This window comes from Bacillus sp. AR8-1, assembly GCF_008042345.1.
In the GTDB taxonomy this organism is placed as follows: Bacteria; Bacillota; Bacilli; order Bacillales; family Bacillaceae_G; genus Bacillus_A; species Bacillus_A cereus.
Genome location: NZ_QNUB01000045.1, coordinates 3819 through 25132 on the forward strand (window position 1 = coordinate 3819; position 21314 = coordinate 25132).

The window sequence follows — 21314 nt, forward strand, 5'->3', positions numbered from 1 at the left end:
CCTGGTTTTGATCCTCTTCCGTTGTTCCCTTGCCCATTTCCATTATTCCCTTGTTGTGATCCTCTTCCGTTGCTTCCTTGCCCATTTCCATTATTCCCTTGTTGTGATCCTCTTCCGTTGTTCCCTTGCTGATTCCCATTATTTCCTTGTTGAGCTTCTCTACTTTTATTCTCCTGTTGATTCCCTCTATTTTCTTGCTGAGATCCTCTTCCATTGTTTTCTTTTATTTGCTTCGATGGCTGTTCCTCTGTTTTCTTTTGTTCTTTCTGCTCTTGCTTTTCATATTTTTTTTCGTCTACAGGAGATAAATCCATTGATGCATCAGGAGATGACTCCGGCTGTGATTGCACCTCTTCTTCATTTTCCACCGGATTAGGCGGCGTGGCAGGAGGAGTAAGCGATTTGTTTTTCTCATTCTCTTGCTTTATATAGACACCTGTGCCAATTCCAGCTTTTCTAGCATTCTCTCGTACTTGCATCGTGCTACTTTGATATTCAACTGTAATATGTTTTAACTCATATTCTTTCTTCAATTCTTTCATTGCCTTTTCTAACTGTGGTTCTAGCGCCTTGTCCTTTGCAACAGCTGTTAGCATAACTTGCTTATCATTCGTTAAATACTTATCCTCTTGACTTTGCTTTATAATAGTACGTATTACTTCTTGTAATTGTTTATTTTCCCATTGCTTCAATTCTTTTAAAATACGCCTTCCATCATCATTACAAGCCTGTAAATCTATAACACGAAAATCCTTCGTTACGCTCACCTCTAAACTTGGGTTTATATCAACTGAGACGTAAGCAAATACTTTTTCTTCTGGTTGGTTGTAGAAAAACAGCACTGCAAATAGAAAACAAGCAACAAGTATTGATGCAGGTTTTAAAAAGGAAGGGATCGAAAAATGCGATGCTTTTTGTTCTTGCTCATCAAATGAGATTTCCTCCCCGATCATGCAAGAATCCCCTTTTCTTTTACACGTAATAAACTCTCCATTTGGTGTTAAAACAACTACGCTATGCTTTTTTATATCCATCACAATTCCTTTATTCATCATGCTTTTCCCCTCTTATGTAATCCAGAATATATGTATAGTTGTTTGCAAAAATAATACACATTGCAATAATGTATTTTCTATGTCGTTCCAACGTTTTACGACTTACCCTAACACGCGGTTCAATATGTTTAAGCGGTAACTTTTTCTTTCGGAACAGCTCTTCCATCATTTCCTCTTCTTTTATAATAATTTTTACAATTTCTATTAAGTGCTCACGCGTATCACGATGCTTAGGAGATTCTTTAGCAAGCTCTGAGAATGTGATTTTAAACTCAGCTAGCACACTTTGAAAATGAAGAATTTCCTCCTTACGGTTACTATTTTCCATCTCTTTCATATACTCCGTAAGCGACACTTGCATTTCTAACATTTCCTCTTGCTCATCTTCTTTTAAAAAGACAAAGTTATGTTTAGACTCCTTACGTATATAGTCAATTACATCTCTTTTTATAAGAAGATCAGCAAACGCTAAAAAGGATTTTCCTTTTGTATATGAATACTGTTCAATTGCTTCGTTAAACGCAAACAATCCAATGCTATATTCATCATCCTGTTCTGTAATATACCGGCGGCAGACAGATGAGATTGATTTTCTAATAAAAGGCTGATACTGTACGATAAATGCTTCTTTATCTTCTTCGTTGTTTTGTATGTTACATACGATATCTTCTATTTTCGGTTTTCTTAAGATCTTCATTACTAAACTCAACACTTGTAATCTCCCAGCCTCCTTCAAATAGCAAAATGGCCACTACACAAGTGACCATTTAACCAGATTTTCTTGGTACTTTTCTTCGGTCTTGTTTTCTTGCTGTTAGTTATATTTTTAGAGTCTAACGTTTTCTTAATGATTTTTCCTTTTCTCTCGGCACTACAGTTAAGTTTGTATTTTTATCTACTTTCTTATTTTCTACCGTTCGTTTTGCTTATTCTCTTTCTATTTTATCTGCAATCCTTGAATAACTCTTCTTTATATAATTGGTAATTTCATCCTTCCATTTTGGATGCCCACTTAATCTAGTAATTTTATTAATGCTTCTATATTCTTTCATAGTCATTTTTCTTCTATTTATTTTCTTCACTATACATATTCGGAGGAATACATAGTTTTATGGGGGTCAAAAAATATTTTCATAAAAAAATACATATTTATTTCAAAAATAAAAACCATCAATTTGAAAAAAGATAATCAAATTGATGGTTTTCTTATAATATCTATTAAATTAAGTTGGATTCTCATTATATCTAAAAAAGTACTAGCTATCCTCTGCCGATTTTCTCCATTTTCATCTTTCTTGGTTATCATAATATGTCTTATCTGCGTATTTTCTATCATTTCCTTTTAGATAAGCTAAAATTACTTTTGGATTTTTAAGTAAAGTCCAGTCTCCATATGTATCAAATCTTCTGCATGAAGTTATCATTCCATTTTTAATAGTACCGAATTTCTTATTATTTTTCTTTCCCCACTCTTTTAAACGTTTAGCGAAATCTGCATCTTCTGCCATAAGCATGTTTTCATTAAATCCGTTGATTGCCATAAAGTCTTTTCTATAGCACCAAAAAATCCCTACAGATATAGCTCCGTACTTAAAAAGTAAGGGGATTATGATTAACATTGCGGAGAGAAATATTCCTAAAGATATTCTTTCAAACTTACCATTCACCCCACCACCAATGTATGTACCTGAAGCTAAATATTTATCTACATTAAACAACATAGACTCTGTCATTATGGTATCAGCGTCTATAGTAACGATTATTTCTCCACTAGCTATTTTAGCCCCTGCATTTCGAATTTTAGATAAGTTTTTATCGTTATTTTTCAATGTAACACAATTATAAGATTTTGCTATTTCCTCTGTTTTATCTGTACAACGATTTAAAACAACTATAACTTCCGTTTGCTCTTTATATGCCTCTGATGCCTTTGCAATTGAATCTAAACATTTTCTAATGTACTTTTCTTCATTATGCGCAGGAATTATAATAGAAAACTTCACATCTTTTTTCAAATTAACTCCTGAAGATTCGTTTGTCTCAGTCATAATATTCCCCCCTTATTTTATAAGGTAAATATCTACTATACATAAATTATATTAATATTTATTAGGTTATATTATAGAAACTGACGGTAAAGAGGCTCTTACTGTCGACGTTCAAAAGCAAGACGTACAGCAAGCCCCGTTAAAACACTTGCCATAAGCCAACGCTGTACTCGTAGCCACGTCGGGCGTGTGCCAAACCATTTTGCAATTTTACTTGCTGTACATACAATTACAAGGTTAACTATAAAGCTAACAGTGATTTGCGTAAGCCCCAAAACTGCACCTTGAAAAAGCAACGACCCCTTCTCTGGATCTTCAAATTGAGGTAGAAGTGATACATACAAAATAGCAATCTTTGGATTCAGAAGATTCGTCATGAGTCCCATCAGAAATAATTTCCTTGGTGGCTCATTAGAAATCATACGAGGTTCCATAATAGATGTAGCACCCGGTTTAATCGAATTCCAGGCGAGCCAGAGCAAGTAAGCAGCACCTGCCCACTTTACCGCTTCATATACAGCGGGAACAGCAACGAATAGAACTGTAAGTCCAAACATAGTTGCGATTATATAGATTACAAATCCGAGCATGATGCCCAATAAAGAAATAAATCCCGCCATACGTCCTTGCGTAATGGAACGGGAAATGAGGTAAATTATATTAGGCCCAGGTGAACAAACCATGCTAAGCGAAACAATTGCAAAAGCTACCAATGTACTCAAGCTGACCATAAACCTTCCCCCTTTATGTTACATAAAATTTCCTATTGTACATTTTATCATGATTGAGGAGAGAAAAGATTAATATAAACCGATGCAGCTAAGTAATATTATCGGATCGAATGTATTGTAATCACATACTTCTTATTCTCTTAAGTAAGGATCTAAGAGTACCCTATCCATAGAGCTACTAAAACCACTACAAATAAAGCTAAACAACATGTGATATTTCGAATCCACTTTTGTATATCACCAAAATACCTTTCTATATATAGCGTTGATAGTAAGCATAAGAAATAAAACAAAGAAAGGCAGCGAGGTATAGGTCCATTTTTATCTTCATGGCTGGAATTATACCCCTTACCAAACTTCTAAATAAAATGTATAGCTGAGTAGTTACCTTATTTCCCCAAAAAAAATTCTGATTATTTCTTTTTCACTTCTTCTACAAATTCCCATGTCTCTCCGTTATCTTTTGATTGATAAAGTGCACTACTATCGCCATTGTAGTCTCCATCTGCCCCTTGTCCCACTAACATATTAAAAACCCCATCTTTCTCATATGGCATACTAGGTGAATCAAAAGGACTTATTGTGGACTGTGTATGATCTAATTTCACTTCATGCGGCGGATATTCTACCTTTTTGAAAGATACTCCCCCATCATCTGTGCGATATAACTCTCCTTCATTACCAGAAGGCCTAATTGCTCCTAAAAACCCAAGTTTATCATTTATAAAAGTGATTCCTGATACACTACCAATCCCCCCATTAAATGGATCTGGATTGATAACCTCCCATGTTTTCCCTTCATCACTAGTCTTGCTTAATGAATAAAAGGCGCTCCCTAATGCTTTATCTGTCATATTTAGTTTATAACCAACTTCTTTCGATAGGAAAAACTGTTCTTTTTCATTCTTTAAATCTTGTTGTTTCTTCTCTTTAAGCATATCTTCTTTTGGAGGCGTCTTTGATTTACTCCAACTTGCGTCACTTATTAAATTATATCTAGCAGGGACTAGCTCTTGCTCTTTTCCAGGGACAAATATAGATACAGTATATCCAATGATATCAGAAGCTGCTTTTTTAAGACTCTGCCCCTTACCATCCTCAGTAATATTAATAATTCCCTCTGTATTGGATCCCCAATTTCTTTTTCCATAATAAATCAACCCATACTTACTTTCATTCCATTTTCTAACCGTTTGCTTAACTGGAATCGCCTTAACCGTTTCAATTAAAGGTTCTACTAATTTATCATCATTATAATCAGGCTTTGCGTATCCGTCTCGTATTATAGTAATATCTTCTGACTTCTTCTTATTATAAGAGATTAAATAAGTTTCTTCTTTCCCATCATCATTTTTCCCATAAACAAATGTATCAAACGCTGTGATTGTTCCATCTGAATGAAATGTAAGATCAAAATCAGTTGCCATATACAATTTCTTTGGCAAAGGATATTTTTTATTTATATCTTCAAAAATACCTTCTACTCCAGACTTATATATATTATTATGTTTAAGTTTAACTGACCTTTCATGTTTTAACTTTTCTATAAACCATGCCAATTTACCATTGTAATTTATTGCACTTTTATAAATCTGCATCCCATAAAATGATGTAATTGCAACAATAATGATAATAGAAATGGATCTCCATGCTATTGAATTTGTTAATTTTTTAGATTCATATTCTCTATTTTTTATCACCCGCATTGTAGTAAATGTAGTTATGGATATAAAAAGTACTATACATAATAACAAAATGTAAATATTATAATTCATTCTTCCGTACTTACAGTATAAGGCCAACTCATAACAAAAAATCCCGTATACAATTATTAGTATTGGATTTGTTACTAATGACAGAAGTATCCTTTTTGTATTTTCTCTAAATATAGAAACCACCCCTAATTACATGAATTACTGATATTAAGTATACTTTATTGTAAAGTAACAAAAAAGCTATTTAATCTTGCCGCAAAAAATACAATAGACATCTTTCTATTAAAGCCGTTTACAAATCTAGTTGTTTCATAGACAATGGATTTTTGAGTGAATACTAAAGTTGCTTCATTTATATGAATTACAAATTCAAGCATGATGCTCAATAAAAAAATAAATCCTGCCATACGCCCCTACGTAATGGAATGAGAAATAAGATAAATCAAAATAGGCTCAGGTGAACAAACCATACTAAGTGAAACAAGCGCAAAAGCTAGCAAAGTACTCAGGCTCACCATAAACCTTCCTTCTTTATGTTACATAAAATTTCCTATTGTACATTTTATCATGATTGAGGAGAGAAAAAATTAATATAAACCGATGCAGCTAAGTACTAGTATCGGATCGAATGTAGTGTAATCACATATTTCTCATTCTCTTAAGTAAGGACTAAAAATAACCTATCCATAGAGCTACTAAAACCACTACGAATAAAGCAAAGCAACATGTAATATTTCGAATCCACTTTTGTATATCATCAAAATACTTTTCTATAAATGCAGTGTAAATAGAAAGCATAAGAAGTAGCACAATGAAAGTAAAAGATCCCAATTTATCGTTAAATTTTTCATTAGTAAATGTACTTACATGAAGGAATAGAAAAACAAACGTTACTATGAATAGCTCAAATAATCTTTTTTTATTCAATCTTCCACCACCTTACAACAATTCCCTTTTATTCCATTTTATCAGAACATACTGTGTAGCAGTATATGAATATTATATTCATTTCAAAAAGGCCAACAATACAAGATCGTTAGCCTCTACTTTCCATATTCGCACCTTTTATCACTTTACTTCCTAACAACCGGAATCCACATTTCACCAAATACTAGGCCATTTCTCTGTCCCATCTCAACCGTTGTATTCGGTCCACCAACATAGGCAAAATCCTTTGCTTCTGGTAAAGCTTGACCGAAGGCGATGCCAGTAAGCTTATTACTTAGCTCTTTAGCCGTTTTGTCTTCCCCTTTCACTACTAAGTATTCTCCCCTCGGAAACTGAATCACTCTAGATTCTTCTTCTATTTGTGCTTCTGTCATGACACCCGCATAATACATCATTTTGTTATTCACCGCTTCGCTCACGGAAAAAATGTATTCATTTGTAGCTAAAGCTTTTAAAGTGTCCAGCCTTCCATCTTCTTTAACAGCCGACCAAAAGTCTTCCTTTTCTTTATTTATTCCAGCAAAGTTTGTGTATTCACTCTTAATTTCAGTTCCAATACCTAACACAATAAAGCTATCTTTTTCTTCTATAGTATAATTTTTCATATTCAAAACCTGCCTCTTTTTTTATTAATCAAACGATTTATCTTTTCATCTGATACGTTTATAATACCTTTAAACCATGTCAAAAAATGATACTGTTTAGGAGACCAAAATGAAAAAAGTTGAACGGATTAATACAATTATGCGGTATATCAACAACCGCTCTCACTTTACAATTTCTGAAATTATACAAGAATTTAACATATCACGGTCGACAGCTATTAGAGACATTAGAGAAATTGAAGCTATGGGAATGCCACTGGTCGCTGAAGTTGGGAGAACGGGTGGATATTTTGTTATGCATAATTCTATCCTGCCCGTTGTTCGCTTTACTGATAATGAAGTGAAAGCTCTTTTTATTGCCTTTATGGCTACGAGGAATCAACAACTTCCCTACCTAAAGAGTCGTCAATCTTTAGCCGAAAAACTACTAGGACTCATCTCAGAAACCCAGCAAGCTGACCTCGTTCTTTTAAATCAACTCTTGCTTTTCCAAGGGACTAACCCTCATAATCCCGATCTACTTGAGCTTTCTGATCTCCCCCATCCTATGTTAGAAAAACTCATTCAAATCCTTCTTTTGGATAACCATTTATTGATTACTATGAAAGAAGATGAAGAAATCAAGTCTTATCCAATTTATCTATTGCACCTTTATCAAGAAAAAAGCCATTGGATCATTGAAGGGTTTGACTTAAAAAAAGAAAAGAAGATGATGTTTCCTGTCGATGATCTCATTAATATCGAACCATACACGACGAACAAAAGGCTAAATAAGAAAAAGATTTTAGAAAAACTAAGTAAGAAGGACGAAGCAATTAACCTTGTATTTGAACTTGGTCCGACAGCAATTGCCCAGTTCAAAAAATACCATCCTTTAAAAATTTCAATATCTTATACTAATCCTTACCAATCCACAGCCATTTTAAAAACTTTTATCAATGTTAACAATCCCGATGAAGTGACGGAAATAATAAATTGGCTGCTTTTTCTAGGGAAGGATATTAAAATCAAAGAAATACCCGATGAAGTATTAGCAGATTTACAAAAACGAGTGTGCTTATACATTCCATAAGCAGTGAGCCTCAAATATTAAGCTTTATCACTGGATAATTATCCTATTTTTAAATACCATTTCATTTACTACAATGAGAGCATGATAAATAATAAAAGCACGGAAAATCTCCCGTGCTTTTCTAAATATATATTATTCCTGAAGGTTTCGTTTATCACGTTTCTTACCCTAACTGACGTTTAAATGCTTTACTGGCGAAAAAGTAAGAGATGACCATTATACCTACGCACCAAGCAAGCGCAATCCAAATATCGTTTCCAACAGTTCCTTCATATAAAAGAGCACGAATCGCATTCACGATTGAAGTTACAGGCTGATTCTCTGCAAACGCACGAACAATTTTTGGCATCGTTTCGGTAGGCACAAAGGCCGAACTAATAAATGGAAGAAAAACTAGCGGGTACGAGTAAGCAGTCGCCCCTTCCATAGACCTCGCTTTCAATCCTGGAATGATAGCTAGCCATGTTAGCGCCAGCGTAAACATCCCAAGTATCCCAGCTACCGCGAGCCAATCTAGAATATTAGCACTGGAACGGAAACCCATTAAGAGTGCAACAAGAATAACCACCACGATAGTAAGTACATTAGCAACCAGAGAGGTTAGAACGTGAGCCCACAATATCGATGAGCGCTTAATAGGCATCGTAATGAAACGTGCCATCAGCCCACTCTTTACATCCGTAAAGAGTCGCACGGAAGTGTAAGCTACACCGGATGCGATAGCCATTAGCAAAATTCCCGGCAATAAATAATTAACGTAGTTTTCCGTTCCAGTTTTTATTGCGCCGCCAAACACGTAGACAAATAATAGCATCATCATAATCGGTGTAATCGCTACTGTAATAATTGTATCCGGACTGCGCATAATGTTACGCATTAAACGACCTAGTAATACACCTGTTTTACTTTTCATTTACATCTCCTCCTTTTTGCCAATGATCGAAAGGAATATTTCTTCCAATGTCGGTTGCTTCTCGATATACTCCACTTTTGCTGGCGGGAACATCTCTTTTAGTTCAGCAAGAGTACCTGTCTTAATAATTTTTCCGCCATGCAAAATAGCGATACGGTCTGCCAGTTGTTCTGCTTCCTCCAAGTACTGAGTCGTAAGCAAAATAGTTGTACCGCTACCAGCAAGTTCCTTGACTGTATCCCACACTTCGATTCGCGCTTCAGGATCAAGTCCAGTCGTTGGTTCGTCAAGAAAAATAACTGCTGGCGCCCCAATCAAACTCATCGCGATATCAAGCCGGCGCTTCATCCCGCCTGAATACTGATCTGCCCTTTGGTTTGCCGCATCAGTCAGGCTAAATCTTGCAAGTAGATTGTCAGCAACTTGAGCGGGATTGGAAACACCACGTAATTTGGCGATCATTATCAAGTTTTCCCTCCCAGTCAGCATACCGTCTAAAGCTGCGAACTGCCCTGTCAAACTGATACTTTGACGAACATGATCTGATTGACTCTGTACATCAAATCCACAAATACTTACTTCACCGCTATCTTGCTTCATTAGTGTCGAAAGGATGTTGACCGTTGTCGTCTTTCCCGCTCCATTTGAGCCTAGCAGCGCGAAAATTTCTCCACGCTGCACCTCAAAATCTACCCCTTTTAAAACTTCCTTGTCTTTAAAGGATTTTTTCAAGCCTTTTACAGAAATCGCTGCATGACTCATACTTTTTTCCTCCCTATAAAAATGTTTTGCGAAGACTATTTATTTACCTCTATCTATTTAGTATCACTGATATTCTGTATTACTTAGTACCGAGTTAAAAATATAACTGAATAGCTATGATGGCAATTCATATGTGTAACCAGCTAATCAGTCGGTACTACTTATTCCATTTATTTTTTTCTCAATTTCTTCATAATACTTTCATTCAAATCTTCACGATACTTGGAGACGTAAGTTTTAGCATTTGCCACTAGTTCGTCAGCAAAGGAAGCCACGTCATCCCCAGTAATGTCAAGCACTTGTCTTCCTTCCGCTGCACCCGCTTCGAACAAATCGATTAATTCATACTGTATGTGTAACATATCCATCCCGTTACCCGCTGAAAAATTCCACATGTAGTTTTGAATTTTCTTAAATACAAATTGGTAGTCCTCTGGCAGAGCCTCAACTCGTGCCATCATCATTTTGTACTCTTTTTTATCACCAATTAACTTTTTGAACATTTCTAACATCTTATTTTCCTCCTTTTTTATAAAACCGAACAAGAAATTCTCAAAATATCGGCCGGAACATTTTATCTTATGAACCTATTTTGACTTCAAGACGTTAATTTTTGACGATACAAAATCCCATTTTTTCCAAAACAATTCAAGCTCCTGGCGGCCTTCTTCATTTAATGAATAAAACTTACGCGGCGGTCCCATATCTGATGGTTTCTTTTCAATATTCACAAGCTTTTTCTTCTCTAATCGTACGAGGATGGTATACACCGTACCTTCCACAACTTCGGTAAACCCAAGATCATTCAGGTGGCGGGTAATCTCATAGCCATACGTTTCACGGCGACTAATGATTTCCAGTACACACCCTTCCAGTGAACCTTTCAGCATTTCAGTTAAATTTTCCATGTCCTGATCCTCCTTTACCCCCTATTCTGTCTGACTTATATTTAGTATCACAGAGTACTAAGGCGAATTTTTTACTGAATAGTTTTTGTGAATCCGAACTATTTAGTATCACTTATTACATCTACATTGTATGACTAAGTAGCGATAGATGTCAACTGATTTTTATATTTTTTCTAAAATCCGCTATTACCTATTGTCTACTGAAAATATTTTGAGAAACAAAACTACTCAGTATTGCTTATTACAAGTACATTGTATGACTAAGTAGCGATGAATGTCAACTCGATTTTTATATTTTTTCTAAAATCAACTATTACCTATTCAATACCAGCCTATTTTCTTTTTTTATTTTGCCCCATACCTATCCCACTAAGAAAAGAAAATACCCCAAAACAAAAATTCTACATTTTTATTTTGGGGCGCTATACTATACCAAAGTTAATGAATATGGCTAGCTCTTCTTATTAATAAGACAGATCATTTTTTATTACGATAACATCATAGCCATATCTTCTGCTGCATTTGTAATTAGTTTTAAACCAAATGTTTCTTGTAATACATCAAGCACGCCAGGTGAAATAAATTCAGGAGCCTTTGGACCGATGCGAATATCTTGAATCCCAAGACTAAATAGCCCTAGTAAAATGGCAACCGCTTTTTGTTCAAACCATGATAGTACAATACTTACTGGCAATTCATTCACTTCACATTGAAAAGCATCAGCTAAAGCAGCCGCTATTTTCACTGTAGAAATTGAATTATTGCACTGTCCTAAATCAATGTAACGCGGAATTTCCGTACCAGGTACAACACCGTAATCCACATCATTAAAGCGGAATTTCCCGCAAGAAGTTGTTAAAATAACCGTTTCTGGCGGAAGTGACGTTGCTAATTCACGATAATATTCTCCGCCTTTTCCCGGTGCATCACAACCGGCGATAACAAAGAAACGCTTTATCTTCCCCTCTTTTACTGCATCAATAATTTCTGGAGCTAATGATAATACTGTATTATGATGAAACCCTGTCACTAACTGTTCATCCGACTCCATATGTACTTCTGGAAGTTCTAGTGCTTTTTGAATCAATGATGTAAAATCATCATTTTCAATTTTTTGTACACCTTCTAAACCTGCAATTTCATATGAAAAGAATCGATCAGAGTACGAGCCTTTAATTGGCATAACACAGTTCGTTGTAGCTAATATGGCACCAGTAAATTTTTCAAAAAGGCGTCTTTGATCATACCATGCCTTACCGATGTTTCCTTTTAAATGTTTATATTTTTTCAGCTGCGGGTATCCGTGTGCTGGTAGCATTTCAGAATGTGTATAAATATTAATGTCTTTTCCTTCTGTTTGCTTTAATAGTTCTTCTAGTGCAAATAAATTATGGCCCGTAACTACAATTGCTTTACCTTCTACACGATTTTGTGTAATTTGTACAGGCTCTGGCACACCAAAATGATTCGTATGTGCCTCATCCAATAACTCCATCACCCGTAAAGCTGATTTCCCGACTTTCATAGCCATATCAATATGCTCTTGTTCGTTAAAATTAGAATTTGTTAATGTCATATATAAAGCTTCTTGTGTTGTAGCATCTACAAATGCATCCGTATACCCTAGCTGAGCAGCATGTGTGCGATAAGCTGCAATTCCTTTTAGCCCAAACACAATCGTATCTTGTAAACTCGCAATCGTTTCATTCTTGCCACAAACACCCATTACTTTACATCCGCCTGTTGGCGTTTGTTCACATTGATAACAAAACATATCATCCCACCCTCTCCCAATCATTCATTACACCTTAAGCATAATACCCATTGAAAAAAAGTGATGTGATATCAATCACAATAATATATAAAGATTTGTGACAGTTCATATTGTTGACATAATACTTTTATTGACATCCAAAAAAATATACATTAGTGTGCACACATCTTTCGATACTTTTAAATAGCTAAATAATTAATTTGGAGAAATATATACAACGAAAAAATTTTTTGAATCCCTTATACAAATAATTGCAATTCATCACATATGAAAATAGACATACAAATACGCTATTCTTTCTATCATTCAATAGAAAGAATAGCGTATTTTTTATTTTAAGGAACTATCATTTTTTTATTAAAGCCTTCATTGTAAACCTCTTTATTTACAATACATTTACACTATCTTAACATTACTTACATTATTTATATGATATATTTATATAGAAGCTACTTAAGAAATTTCATATACATTTTATCTTTATGATCTCTAATCTAATCAATAAAAAGATCATGTTATATTTTTATAACAGGGGTGAATTACGATGACTGAAACTTTAAAAACACTTATAATGCTTGATGCTACTTACGTTGTTATTGCAATTATGACAGTACTAGTATTTGTATACTTGGAATTAAAATCTCAGTAATATATGCTGACGTAATCGACAGATTCAGCATTTAAATATAGTTAGAAGAAAGAGAGGAGAAAATTATTTCTCCTTTCTTTTGTATTTCTACAATTTCTTATTTTAATAAATCCAATGTATGTAAAAGTAATCCCTTGTCTCCTACTTCTCCATGACCAGGTACTACCGAATTTATATTTCCATATCGCTTCAGCACATTCTCAATCGATGTAGACCATTCATTTACATACGCATCCGCAACATTTCCTAAATCTTTAGCTTCCGCAGATTTTACTAAACAGCCTCCAGCTAAAATTTGATATTGTGGCAACCAAACAACAATATTATCTTCTGTATGTCCTTTCCCTGGATAGAACGTTTCTACTTTTGTATTGCCAAACTTCAAACTCGTAATTGTTTGTAAATCTCCAAGCGGCTCTTCATATCCACTGTTCTTTGCTAGTTCTGCGGTTAATGCTGTACTATGCGCTTTAATGCCTCTTTCTTTCAACGCTGTTATTCCGCCAATTCGATCAGCGTGCGCATGTGTAATAATGACATCCGTTACGCGCTTCTGAAATTTCTTTTCTACCATTTCTATTAGTTCCTTCGTTAATTTGTTATCCCAAGAAGAATCAACAAGTACTAGCCCTTTAGAAGTATTAAGAACTAGACCGTTCGAAGGAACTGCTTCTCCATTAAAATAACCTAACTCCGTATGAACCCATACATTCTTGTTTAACTGAGATATTGAAATGGTTCCCGTCTCATTTTTGATTACTATTTGCTCTACCTTTTGTGATGCTTGTACAGAAGAAATCGTGCTAACAAATTGAGTTGTTCCTAATAAACTTACACATAATCCTACTTTTAACAACGTATTCTTTTTCATGTTATCAACCCTTTCTTTCAAGCTAAATAGTTATTACCTATATTAGACAATTCATCTCAAATCTTTGTTCCATCGTTTTTTTTTACATTTTTTTACATAAATGATAAAAAAGCGTACAAAATGTTGTACGCTTTAAAACTTAATCTTCCATTCCATAATTCTCAAACTCTTCCTCATTCCCATAAAATACATTCAAATCAATATACTTTTCTTTTCCATTATAACCGCTTAATCTCCCGCGGTTCGTGTATTGCCAAAACGTCCATTTTCTCTCATCAGATAAACTCGGTTTTGTAAGAACACTACGAATCCATATATCACATTTTGGATTCGCATCCTTTATATATAAATCATACGCCTCTTGCGTTGCATACAATATTACTTTCTTATCGTAATGTTTTTCTAGCATTTCAATCATGACCGCCAACTCTTTCGTAACATCTTCACGCTTAGGCGGATTATCTTTTTTGTTAGCGTAAAACTCAACATCAATCACGGGTGGCAGTGCTTGTTTATATTTTGGAACAGTTCGTATAAATTGCTCTGCTTGTGTTTCACCCTTACTATCGAAACTAAAAAAATGATACGCTCCGATGCGCATATCTGTCTTATTCGCATTCCTCCAATTTTTCGAAAAGTACTCATCCACAAACGAACTTCCTTCAGTCGCCTTTATAAACGCAAACTTCATATTTTGCTTTTCCAACTCTCTCCAATCTATATCCCCTTGATACGATGCGACATCTACACCTTTTATTTCATACTTATCAGCACTTATTTGATTCGGAATGAATATGCCTTGAAAAACTAAGTAAACGACAACACTTATTACACTTATTAAAGTAAAGATTCCTCCTATAAAAAGCTTCTTTTTCATTCATATCACCCATCTTTACAAATTAAAATTCTACTTACCATTCACGCTTTTTATTAATTTTCATTTTTTCTTTAAACGCCTTCTCTAAATCAATATTTAATTTATTTGCTAAATCACATACATTCCAAATTACATCAAACATTTCTAAACCGATTTCTCTTTTCGCATCTTGTATTGTATCACGCTTTAATATGACTTCCGCTAATTCACCTAATTCCGCCATCGTATATATCGTACGCTCTTCAATTGTTGTATCTTGAAATCCTTTTTCTTTACTGAAATTTGATACATACCTCTGAAACTCCACAATATTCATACTTAATCTCCCCTCATTACCAATACTCCATTTTTCTATTACACTTAAAACCTAAATTATATTTTGTTAAATTATAACATTCGGACTATAATTTATTTATAGCCCATTAACGGAGGTGTTTGCAATGACTCTCTTCGCTTCACCAACATTATTTATAGTAGCAATCATTTCATTTGCACTAGCTTATTTCATCGGAGTAAAGCAGTACACTTGGCTCTTATCAGGATTCAACGAACGCCGCGTGCCTGATAAAGTGAAACTATCAAAAATAGTAGGTCTTTATAATTTAATTGCTGGTGTCATTGCGACAATCGGTAGTGTCTTCACTACGCCTAATGTCACAATCGTTATTCCTATCACTCTAATTGGACACTTTATAATCGCCGCTTATGTAAATACACGCATGGTGCAGTGAAAAAGATCACCCAAATGGATGATCTTTTTTATAATTTATCAACATATTGCTTCGCTTCTAGTAAAGAAAACCCAAAAGCTTCTCTTACTCTCTTAACTGCTGTAATTTTTTTGCCTTCTTCTACAAGCTGGCGTAGTTCTTTATTAATTTCAGGTTCTCTTTCTATAATTCCCATTTCTTTCGTAATTAATTGTAATCTATCTTCAATTCTCTTTAAACGCGCATCATTTTTCTTTTCAATTGTAGTTAATTTTTCAGCGATATAAATGAAACCAACAGCTACTATCAGTATAACCATCCAGAATTCCATGAATGTTCCCCCTTACTAACTTTCATTTGCTTTATTCCACTAACTTATGTAAATTTTACCACAATACACATTTAATGTATAATATCACTATATCAAACTGTTAATAAAACCTATTATTTTAGGGGGACACTTTATGAAAAGATTTTTAAATACGTTACTTCAATTTGTAGTTCTTTCAATCGTGCTACATTTGTTATTTGATATAGTTGGTTGGCTTGTTTTCAATGCACCAATTAAAAACAAACAAATCATCATTTCTTTAATAACAATCTCATGGGTTATGTACATGTACCGAGACAAATTTTTTCAAAAGTTCACTTCAAACTAACTAAAAAAGAAAACACTTCATTGGTGAATGACGAAGTGTTTTCTTTTTTTTACTACTGTATAATAAAAATACTATTCTGTCTTTAAAGAAAGGAGTCACCATGAACTTAAAAAGTAGCAATATATACGAGAAAATGAACCAATATTCCGTTGCAGGTTTAAGCCTCGCTGTTATATGTAATGGCAAACTAGATGAAGCGAATGCCTTTGGAACACTTGAAGCTGGAACAACTAGAGCTGTTACTACAAATTCTCTCTTTAATTCTTGTTCTATCAGCAAATTCATCACTACAATGCTCGTACTAATGTTATCAGATCAAGAAATCTTGCATTTAGACGAAGACGTAAATGATAAACTCACATCTTGGAACATTCCTACTAATCTATTTACTTCACAAAAAAGTATCACTTTGAGAAACTTATTAAGCCATCAATCTGGACTCATTGATCCACCTAATAGTTTTGAACATTATACACCTGCAAAAGGCTTACCTAATATGTCTGAGCTCCTTTCCGGTAAAACACTATATTGCCCCGTACCTATAGAGGTAACTTATAAACCAGAAAGTGAATTTCACTACTCAGACGCAAACTTTTGTATAATCGAACTACTACTAGAAGATATTACAGGAAGATCATTTAGTCAGTTATTAGAAGAACACATCTTCCAGCCATTACAAATGAAAAATAGTACACTTTTTTCTCCAAAAGACATAGATAAAACCGATGTTTTTGCTTGCGGACATAATAAAGATAGAACTGTAACAAATGAGAAGTATCCATTTTATCCATTCGCAGCTGCTTCGGGTATTTGGACAACACCAACTGACTTATCAGCTTTAGTTATTGAAATCATTCATTCCTTACAAGGAAAGGGCAAACTAAAACTTTCTCAAAAATTAGTAATAGACATGATTTCTCCTCAAGGTTGCTCAAAATGGACTGGATTAGGTGTTTTTCTAGATGATTCTAATGAAGAATTACAGATTTATTCACTCGGATGGGGCGTTGGATTTCAATGTATGATGGTTTGTTATCCATACTGCGGGAATGGTGCTGTTATTATGACTAATTCCGATTTAGGTGTTCATCAAATGGAAGGGATCATTGGTGAGGTTGTAAAAACGTTATCCTTATAATGAAAATAAAGAAGCTGTTCCTTCCAGCTTCTTTATCTATATAACATTTTTCGCAACAATTTTTATATGTTCTGGTGCGATAATCTCCGTTATACTTTCTTGGAAATCTTCCCGCAACATTTCTTCCAAATGTTCTAACTGCACTTCAACATGAGTGCATTCTAAATTATGTATATTTAACAGTGCATAATGATCTTTTTTCTTAATTACTAAATATTGATTTTCCTCTGTCACAAGTACAGAACCTAATCGGACTCCTAGTAAGCGTTGATCATCAAACTTCATAATTACTTCTCCTTCCCTCATATAAACAAAACTACAATGAAAATAATTACATTTATGGAAAAACACGCTTATTTAGACTATATCATAATTTACTAAAATAGAAATATCTTTTTCTGTTTTAATAAAAATCCCTATTTTTTCATATATTTCGATACAAAAAACTTTCTCAACATGAAATTTGAATTTTCAGTTTTTAATTCCATGAAAATCTATTATAATAAAGTTAATAAATGTTTGACCTCTCCTAATTCATGTACATATGGATGATCAGTAGTTCTTGCTACTGATCTATTTTTTTGATTTCAGAAAGTACATACGCTGCATCCTTTCCTACACCACAAATAAGTGCGGAACCCCTTTGAGATTGCCACGGTAATCCGATATAATACAATCCTTTTACTGGACTGATTCCCTTTATATGATTAGGAAATCCTTTCTCATTCACTGCCTGTTCAATTTCAATCCAATTATAATTTTGAACAAAACCAGTTGACCATATAACGCTTTCTGCACTATAAATATCACCATTCTGAAACATAATGTTATTTCCTGATGCACTTACTGCTTTTTCTTGCAGTTTAATTGCTCCATTACGAATAAGTTTCTTACCTTCAAAACCGAAAATAGGGTCCTTTCTCTTCTGAAACCATCTTCCCCTCTTTGTATTTATTTCAGCATACAATAAACCCACTTTTTCTAGCAGATTAAAAATACTTTTCCCAAAAAGTTGTAACGGTAAAAACGTTAAAGGATGACTAATAGACACCGTAACTTCATGCGTTTTTGCAAGTTCTACTGCGATTTGCATTCCTGAATTTCCGCCACCTACTACTAGTACTTTTCCCTTAGGAATTTGTGATGGTGATTTATATTGTGATGAATGTATTTGAAAAATATGTGATGATAGATTTGCTGAAACTGAGGGAATAAACGGTTGCTGAAAACCACCTGATGCGATAATAACTTTTTTCGTTTGTAAAATTTCTGTAGGAGTGTGTAATTCAAATATTTCTTTTTCTTTCTTTATCTTTAAAACTTCCGTTTGTAATTGTACCGGTAATTGAAAATGTCTTGCATATTCTTCTAAATAAGTTGCAATTTCATCTTTATGTGGAAATTCATTTTTTTCACCTATTAACGTCATACCCGGCAAGCTACTGTAAGACCTTGAGGTAAAAAGCTGCAAAGAATCATATCGATTTCTCCATGAATCACCAACTCGTTTTCCTGCCTCAAGTAATAAAAAATTATACCCTTCTTGCTTCAAGTAATATCCCATTGTTAATCCAGCTTGACCCGCCCCAATAATAATTAGATCTTTCATTCTAATCCCTCCTCTTCTTAAACATATGAATACTTATTCATATGTTCATACGTTTCCATAATCATAACATTTTCTTTTTATATGATTCAATATCTACTCAAAATAAAAAAGAGCAGTTCACTGCTCTATGAACTACTCTTCATTCCATTTCTACAATTTTTCCTCGTATAGTGTAATTCTATTTGAAAACGGATCAATTACAGTTAATTCAATTGTACCCCAAGATGTTTTTTCTATATTCGGCTTCGAATAAGCATATTCTTTACTTAATAATACAGAATGATAATCCTTTACATCATCTATTTTGATCCGAATCGCACCACCTGGTGAGGCATCACCATGATGTTCTGATAAATGTATCACAGCATCCTGTAACGAAATTTGCAAATATAATGGCATATTTTCCTCATACCGATGTTCCCAATCCAGTTTAAATCCTAAAAAACCTAAGTAAAATAGTTTTGCTTTTTCAATATCAAAAATTCTAAATATAGGTGTTATCATTTATACTCTCCTCCTATTTATAAACATCTGCTGCCAATTCTCTCAAAACATCCACGTTTACTACTTCATAGCATCCATCGTTCTTCTTTATTATCTCTTTATCACAAAAAATATTTAATGTTCGCAACAAATGCCGATAGCTCGTTCCTAACAACTCCGCTATTTCCGTTAAATTCCCACTAAACACAATTCTATTTTCATGCTGAACTGCTCGTTCTCCTGCTGCTAACATGTAACTCGCAAGTCTATTTTCAAGCGGATACAATAAATTAATTGTACTGTTTTTGGAAAGTCGGTTTAATTTATGTGCCAATGATCCGCAAATACATCTTAAAAATTTCGCATCATGAAATAGCTTATTTCTCACCTTTCCTAAAGGTAAACCCACACAATACGAATCTGCCATCACTTGTACATTTGAAGTAATCCTTTGGGAATGAATTAACTCCACATCTCCAAGTAACTGCAAACTATCATAAAAACACAGTAATACGGATTTCCCGTTACTTAATGTGTTAAACGCTTTCGCTTTTCCTTCAACAAAGAAATATAAATAATCTATCTCTTCATTTTCTCTACAAATAAACTCATTCTTTTTAAAAAATATAAGTTCCATATATGGCTTCATATCATGACTAAAAAATGAATCAATATTATTTTTCTTCATATACTCTGCTAATTTAATAGAATTACATACTTTCTTCATAGTTCCCCACCTTTACAACTCATCCCCATTGTAATCAAAATTTTCTTCTTCCACTATGACATATGTCATAACAATACACAATTTCAGCATGATACAGTCATTACAAATATGAAATACAAAGGGGATATTACATTGTATAACTTTCTTTCTGTCTTTATTGGTGTGCTCATCGCCGTTATGCTTCCATTGAATGGGATTTTATCTGAGCTAATTGGCAAGTACACAGCAAGTGTGGTCATTCACCTTGTCGGTTTAATTGCAGTTATCTTCATTTTAATCATAAACAAAAATAAAATTCGTTTCGATAAAAGTATTCCACTTTTTTTATATAGCGCTGGAGCGATTGGAGTATTCACTGTTCTTTTTAACAATATAAGTTTCTCCGTCCTTGGTGCTTCTATTACGATCGCATTAAGTTTACTCGGTCAATCTATTGCTTCCATCGTTATTGATCATTTCGGATTATTAGGAATGAAAGTTGCAAAGTTTGAAAAGAAAAAACTAATTGGATTATGTTTCATCTCTTCTGGAATTATAATCATGACAATTTATTAATGGGGGCAAGAAAATGCTATATATTACGATTGCTATTTTAGCTGGTGTTTCTATCGTTGTTGCTAGAATTATTAACGCGAATTTAGCAAAGGAAATTGGAAACTGGGAAGGCACGTTTTTCAATTATATTACTGGATTATTTTTCTCTATGTTATTTTTAATTTTCAGTTCAGATTCATTGTATATCCCTATTCATAAGTTGCAATCTATTCCTATCGCCGTATACTTAGGCGGATTAGTAGGCGTTATCGTTATTTCATTATCCAACTATATTACTCCTAAAATATCAGCCTTTTATTTAACATTACTCATCTTTATCGGACAATTATTTGCGGGGACTATTATTGATTTCTTCCTGACAAATGAACTCTCAATTGGTAAAGTTATCGGTGGCATTTTCGTATTAATTGGGCTCACTTACAATTTACTCATAGATCGCCCGATAAAAACTGTGAAGCATAACCAAGTTCAACTATAATACTTTACGCTTACCTATCATATATTA

Annotated in this window: 25 protein-coding genes and 3 pseudogenes; 6 read left to right on the forward strand and 22 right to left on the reverse strand. The window is 33.9% G+C overall.

Annotated features, from left to right (window positions below):
- The 9 genes and pseudogenes from DN400_RS24820 to DN400_RS24860 form a co-directional block, all read right to left on the reverse strand.
- Positions 1-1055 (reverse strand): annotated as a pseudogene (locus tag DN400_RS24820) (anti-sigma factor domain-containing protein); the annotation flags it as partial.
- Entirely contained in the window at positions 1045-1767 is a 723-nt protein-coding gene (sigI, locus tag DN400_RS24825) for an RNA polymerase sigma factor SigI (protein WP_002082432.1), read from the reverse strand. The pseudogene DN400_RS24820 and the gene sigI, both read right to left, overlap by 11 nt.
- A gap of 574 nt (positions 1768-2341) precedes the next feature.
- Positions 2342-3103 carry a glycosyltransferase family 2 protein gene (locus tag DN400_RS24830; RefSeq protein ID WP_000141007.1) on the reverse strand — a complete coding sequence of 254 codons (762 nt, stop codon included), beginning with the start codon at positions 3101-3103 and terminating at the stop codon, positions 2342-2344.
- 98 nt (positions 3104-3201) lie between these two features.
- Entirely contained in the window at positions 3202-3834 is a 633-nt protein-coding gene (locus DN400_RS24835; protein WP_065229136.1) for a LysE family translocator, read from the reverse strand.
- 152 nt (positions 3835-3986) lie between these two features.
- A pseudogene (locus DN400_RS24840) lies at positions 3987-4140 on the reverse strand (DUF3963 domain-containing protein); the annotation flags it as partial.
- A gap of 107 nt (positions 4141-4247) precedes the next feature.
- Positions 4248-5732 carry a WD40/YVTN/BNR-like repeat-containing protein gene (locus tag DN400_RS24845; RefSeq protein WP_074048016.1) on the reverse strand — a complete coding sequence of 495 codons (1485 nt, stop codon included), beginning with the start codon at positions 5730-5732 and terminating at the stop codon, positions 4248-4250.
- 169 nt (positions 5733-5901) lie between these two features.
- Positions 5902-6067: pseudogene (locus DN400_RS30060) on the reverse strand (LysE family translocator); the annotation flags it as partial.
- A 151-nt stretch (positions 6068-6218) separates the two neighbouring features.
- Entirely contained in the window at positions 6219-6476 is a 258-nt protein-coding gene (locus DN400_RS24855) for a DUF3963 domain-containing protein (protein ID WP_001036208.1), read from the reverse strand.
- A 146-nt stretch (positions 6477-6622) separates the two neighbouring features.
- The gene (locus tag DN400_RS24860) at positions 6623-7102 is read right to left on the reverse strand and encodes a GyrI-like domain-containing protein (RefSeq protein WP_000801052.1); all 480 of its coding nucleotides are present in this window, start codon (positions 7100-7102) and stop codon (positions 6623-6625) included.
- A 109-nt stretch (positions 7103-7211) separates the two neighbouring features.
- Between DN400_RS24860 and DN400_RS24865 the strand changes: the two genes are divergently transcribed.
- The gene (locus tag DN400_RS24865) at positions 7212-8174 is read left to right on the forward strand and encodes a helix-turn-helix transcriptional regulator (RefSeq protein ID WP_147801997.1); all 963 of its coding nucleotides are present in this window, start codon (positions 7212-7214) and stop codon (positions 8172-8174) included.
- A 163-nt stretch (positions 8175-8337) separates the two neighbouring features.
- Here DN400_RS24865 and DN400_RS24870 read toward each other — a convergent pair whose 3' ends face one another.
- The 8 genes from DN400_RS24870 to DN400_RS24905 form a co-directional block, all read right to left on the reverse strand.
- The gene (locus DN400_RS24870) at positions 8338-9087 is read right to left on the reverse strand and encodes an ABC transporter permease (RefSeq protein ID WP_000837816.1); all 750 of its coding nucleotides are present in this window, start codon (positions 9085-9087) and stop codon (positions 8338-8340) included.
- Entirely contained in the window at positions 9088-9849 is a 762-nt protein-coding gene (locus DN400_RS24875) for an ABC transporter ATP-binding protein (protein ID WP_065229138.1), read from the reverse strand.
- 170 nt (positions 9850-10019) lie between these two features.
- Positions 10020-10361 (reverse strand): DUF1048 domain-containing protein, encoded by a 342-nt coding sequence (locus DN400_RS24880; RefSeq protein WP_000891986.1) that lies wholly within the window; start codon positions 10359-10361, stop codon positions 10020-10022.
- A gap of 75 nt (positions 10362-10436) precedes the next feature.
- Positions 10437-10757 (reverse strand): PadR family transcriptional regulator, encoded by a 321-nt coding sequence (locus DN400_RS24885; RefSeq protein WP_000429488.1) that lies wholly within the window; start codon positions 10755-10757, stop codon positions 10437-10439.
- Positions 10758-11244: 487 nt separating this feature from the next.
- The gene (gene hcp / locus DN400_RS24890; RefSeq protein WP_002098191.1) at positions 11245-12531 is read right to left on the reverse strand and encodes a hydroxylamine reductase; all 1287 of its coding nucleotides are present in this window, start codon (positions 12529-12531) and stop codon (positions 11245-11247) included.
- 746 nt (positions 12532-13277) lie between these two features.
- Entirely contained in the window at positions 13278-14051 is a 774-nt protein-coding gene (gene bla2, locus DN400_RS24895; RefSeq protein WP_000742483.1) for a BcII family subclass B1 metallo-beta-lactamase, read from the reverse strand.
- 139 nt (positions 14052-14190) lie between these two features.
- Complete coding sequence (locus DN400_RS24900; RefSeq protein ID WP_065229139.1) at positions 14191-14928, reverse strand: glycoside hydrolase family 25 protein; 738 nt, start codon at positions 14926-14928, stop codon at positions 14191-14193.
- 34 nt (positions 14929-14962) lie between these two features.
- Positions 14963-15244, reverse strand: a complete 282-nt coding sequence (locus DN400_RS24905; RefSeq protein WP_001028132.1) for a MazG nucleotide pyrophosphohydrolase domain-containing protein — start codon at positions 15242-15244, stop codon at positions 14963-14965.
- Positions 15245-15368: 124 nt separating this feature from the next.
- Here DN400_RS24905 and DN400_RS24910 point away from each other — a divergent pair, with 124 nt between their 5' ends.
- Positions 15369-15659, forward strand: coding sequence for a DUF3784 domain-containing protein (locus tag DN400_RS24910; RefSeq protein WP_000171773.1), 291 nt, complete (start codon positions 15369-15371; stop codon positions 15657-15659).
- A gap of 28 nt (positions 15660-15687) precedes the next feature.
- On the opposite strand, the gene DN400_RS24915 is transcribed toward DN400_RS24910, so the two are convergent.
- Positions 15688-15969: a hypothetical protein gene (locus tag DN400_RS24915; protein WP_000397724.1), complete on the reverse strand. Its 282-nt coding sequence runs from the start codon at positions 15967-15969 to the stop codon at positions 15688-15690.
- A gap of 133 nt (positions 15970-16102) precedes the next feature.
- Here DN400_RS24915 and DN400_RS24920 point away from each other — a divergent pair, with 133 nt between their 5' ends.
- Together DN400_RS24920 and DN400_RS24925 are read left to right on the forward strand one after the other, a co-directional pair.
- Positions 16103-16297, forward strand: a complete 195-nt coding sequence (locus DN400_RS24920) for a hypothetical protein (protein ID WP_000819660.1) — start codon at positions 16103-16105, stop codon at positions 16295-16297.
- Between the two features lie 100 nt (positions 16298-16397).
- Complete coding sequence (locus tag DN400_RS24925; protein ID WP_147801998.1) at positions 16398-17435, forward strand: serine hydrolase domain-containing protein; 1038 nt, start codon at positions 16398-16400, stop codon at positions 17433-17435.
- 36 nt (positions 17436-17471) lie between these two features.
- Here the strand turns inward: DN400_RS24925 and DN400_RS24930 are convergent, their stop codons facing one another.
- The 4 genes from DN400_RS24930 to yeiL form a co-directional block, all read right to left on the reverse strand.
- On the reverse strand, positions 17472-17720 hold the full coding sequence (locus DN400_RS24930; protein ID WP_000666948.1) for a hypothetical protein: 249 nt from the start codon (positions 17718-17720) through the stop codon (positions 17472-17474).
- Between the two features lie 280 nt (positions 17721-18000).
- A complete protein-coding gene (locus DN400_RS24935) occupies positions 18001-19044 on the reverse strand; it encodes a flavin-containing monooxygenase (protein ID WP_147801999.1) in 1044 nt (347 codons plus the stop codon).
- A 150-nt stretch (positions 19045-19194) separates the two neighbouring features.
- Positions 19195-19548: a glyoxalase superfamily protein gene (locus DN400_RS24940; protein WP_000632404.1), complete on the reverse strand. Its 354-nt coding sequence runs from the start codon at positions 19546-19548 to the stop codon at positions 19195-19197.
- 13 nt (positions 19549-19561) lie between these two features.
- A complete protein-coding gene (gene yeiL, locus DN400_RS24945; RefSeq protein WP_000754827.1) occupies positions 19562-20254 on the reverse strand; it encodes a transcriptional regulator YeiL in 693 nt (230 codons plus the stop codon).
- Between the two features lie 108 nt (positions 20255-20362).
- Between yeiL and DN400_RS24950 the strand changes: the two genes are divergently transcribed.
- Positions 20363-20809 (forward strand): DMT family transporter, encoded by a 447-nt coding sequence (locus tag DN400_RS24950; protein WP_002039063.1) that lies wholly within the window; start codon positions 20363-20365, stop codon positions 20807-20809.
- A 13-nt stretch (positions 20810-20822) separates the two neighbouring features.
- Positions 20823-21287 (forward strand): DMT family transporter, encoded by a 465-nt coding sequence (locus DN400_RS24955; RefSeq protein ID WP_000965811.1) that lies wholly within the window; start codon positions 20823-20825, stop codon positions 21285-21287.
- Positions 21288-21314: the final 27 nt, after the last annotated feature.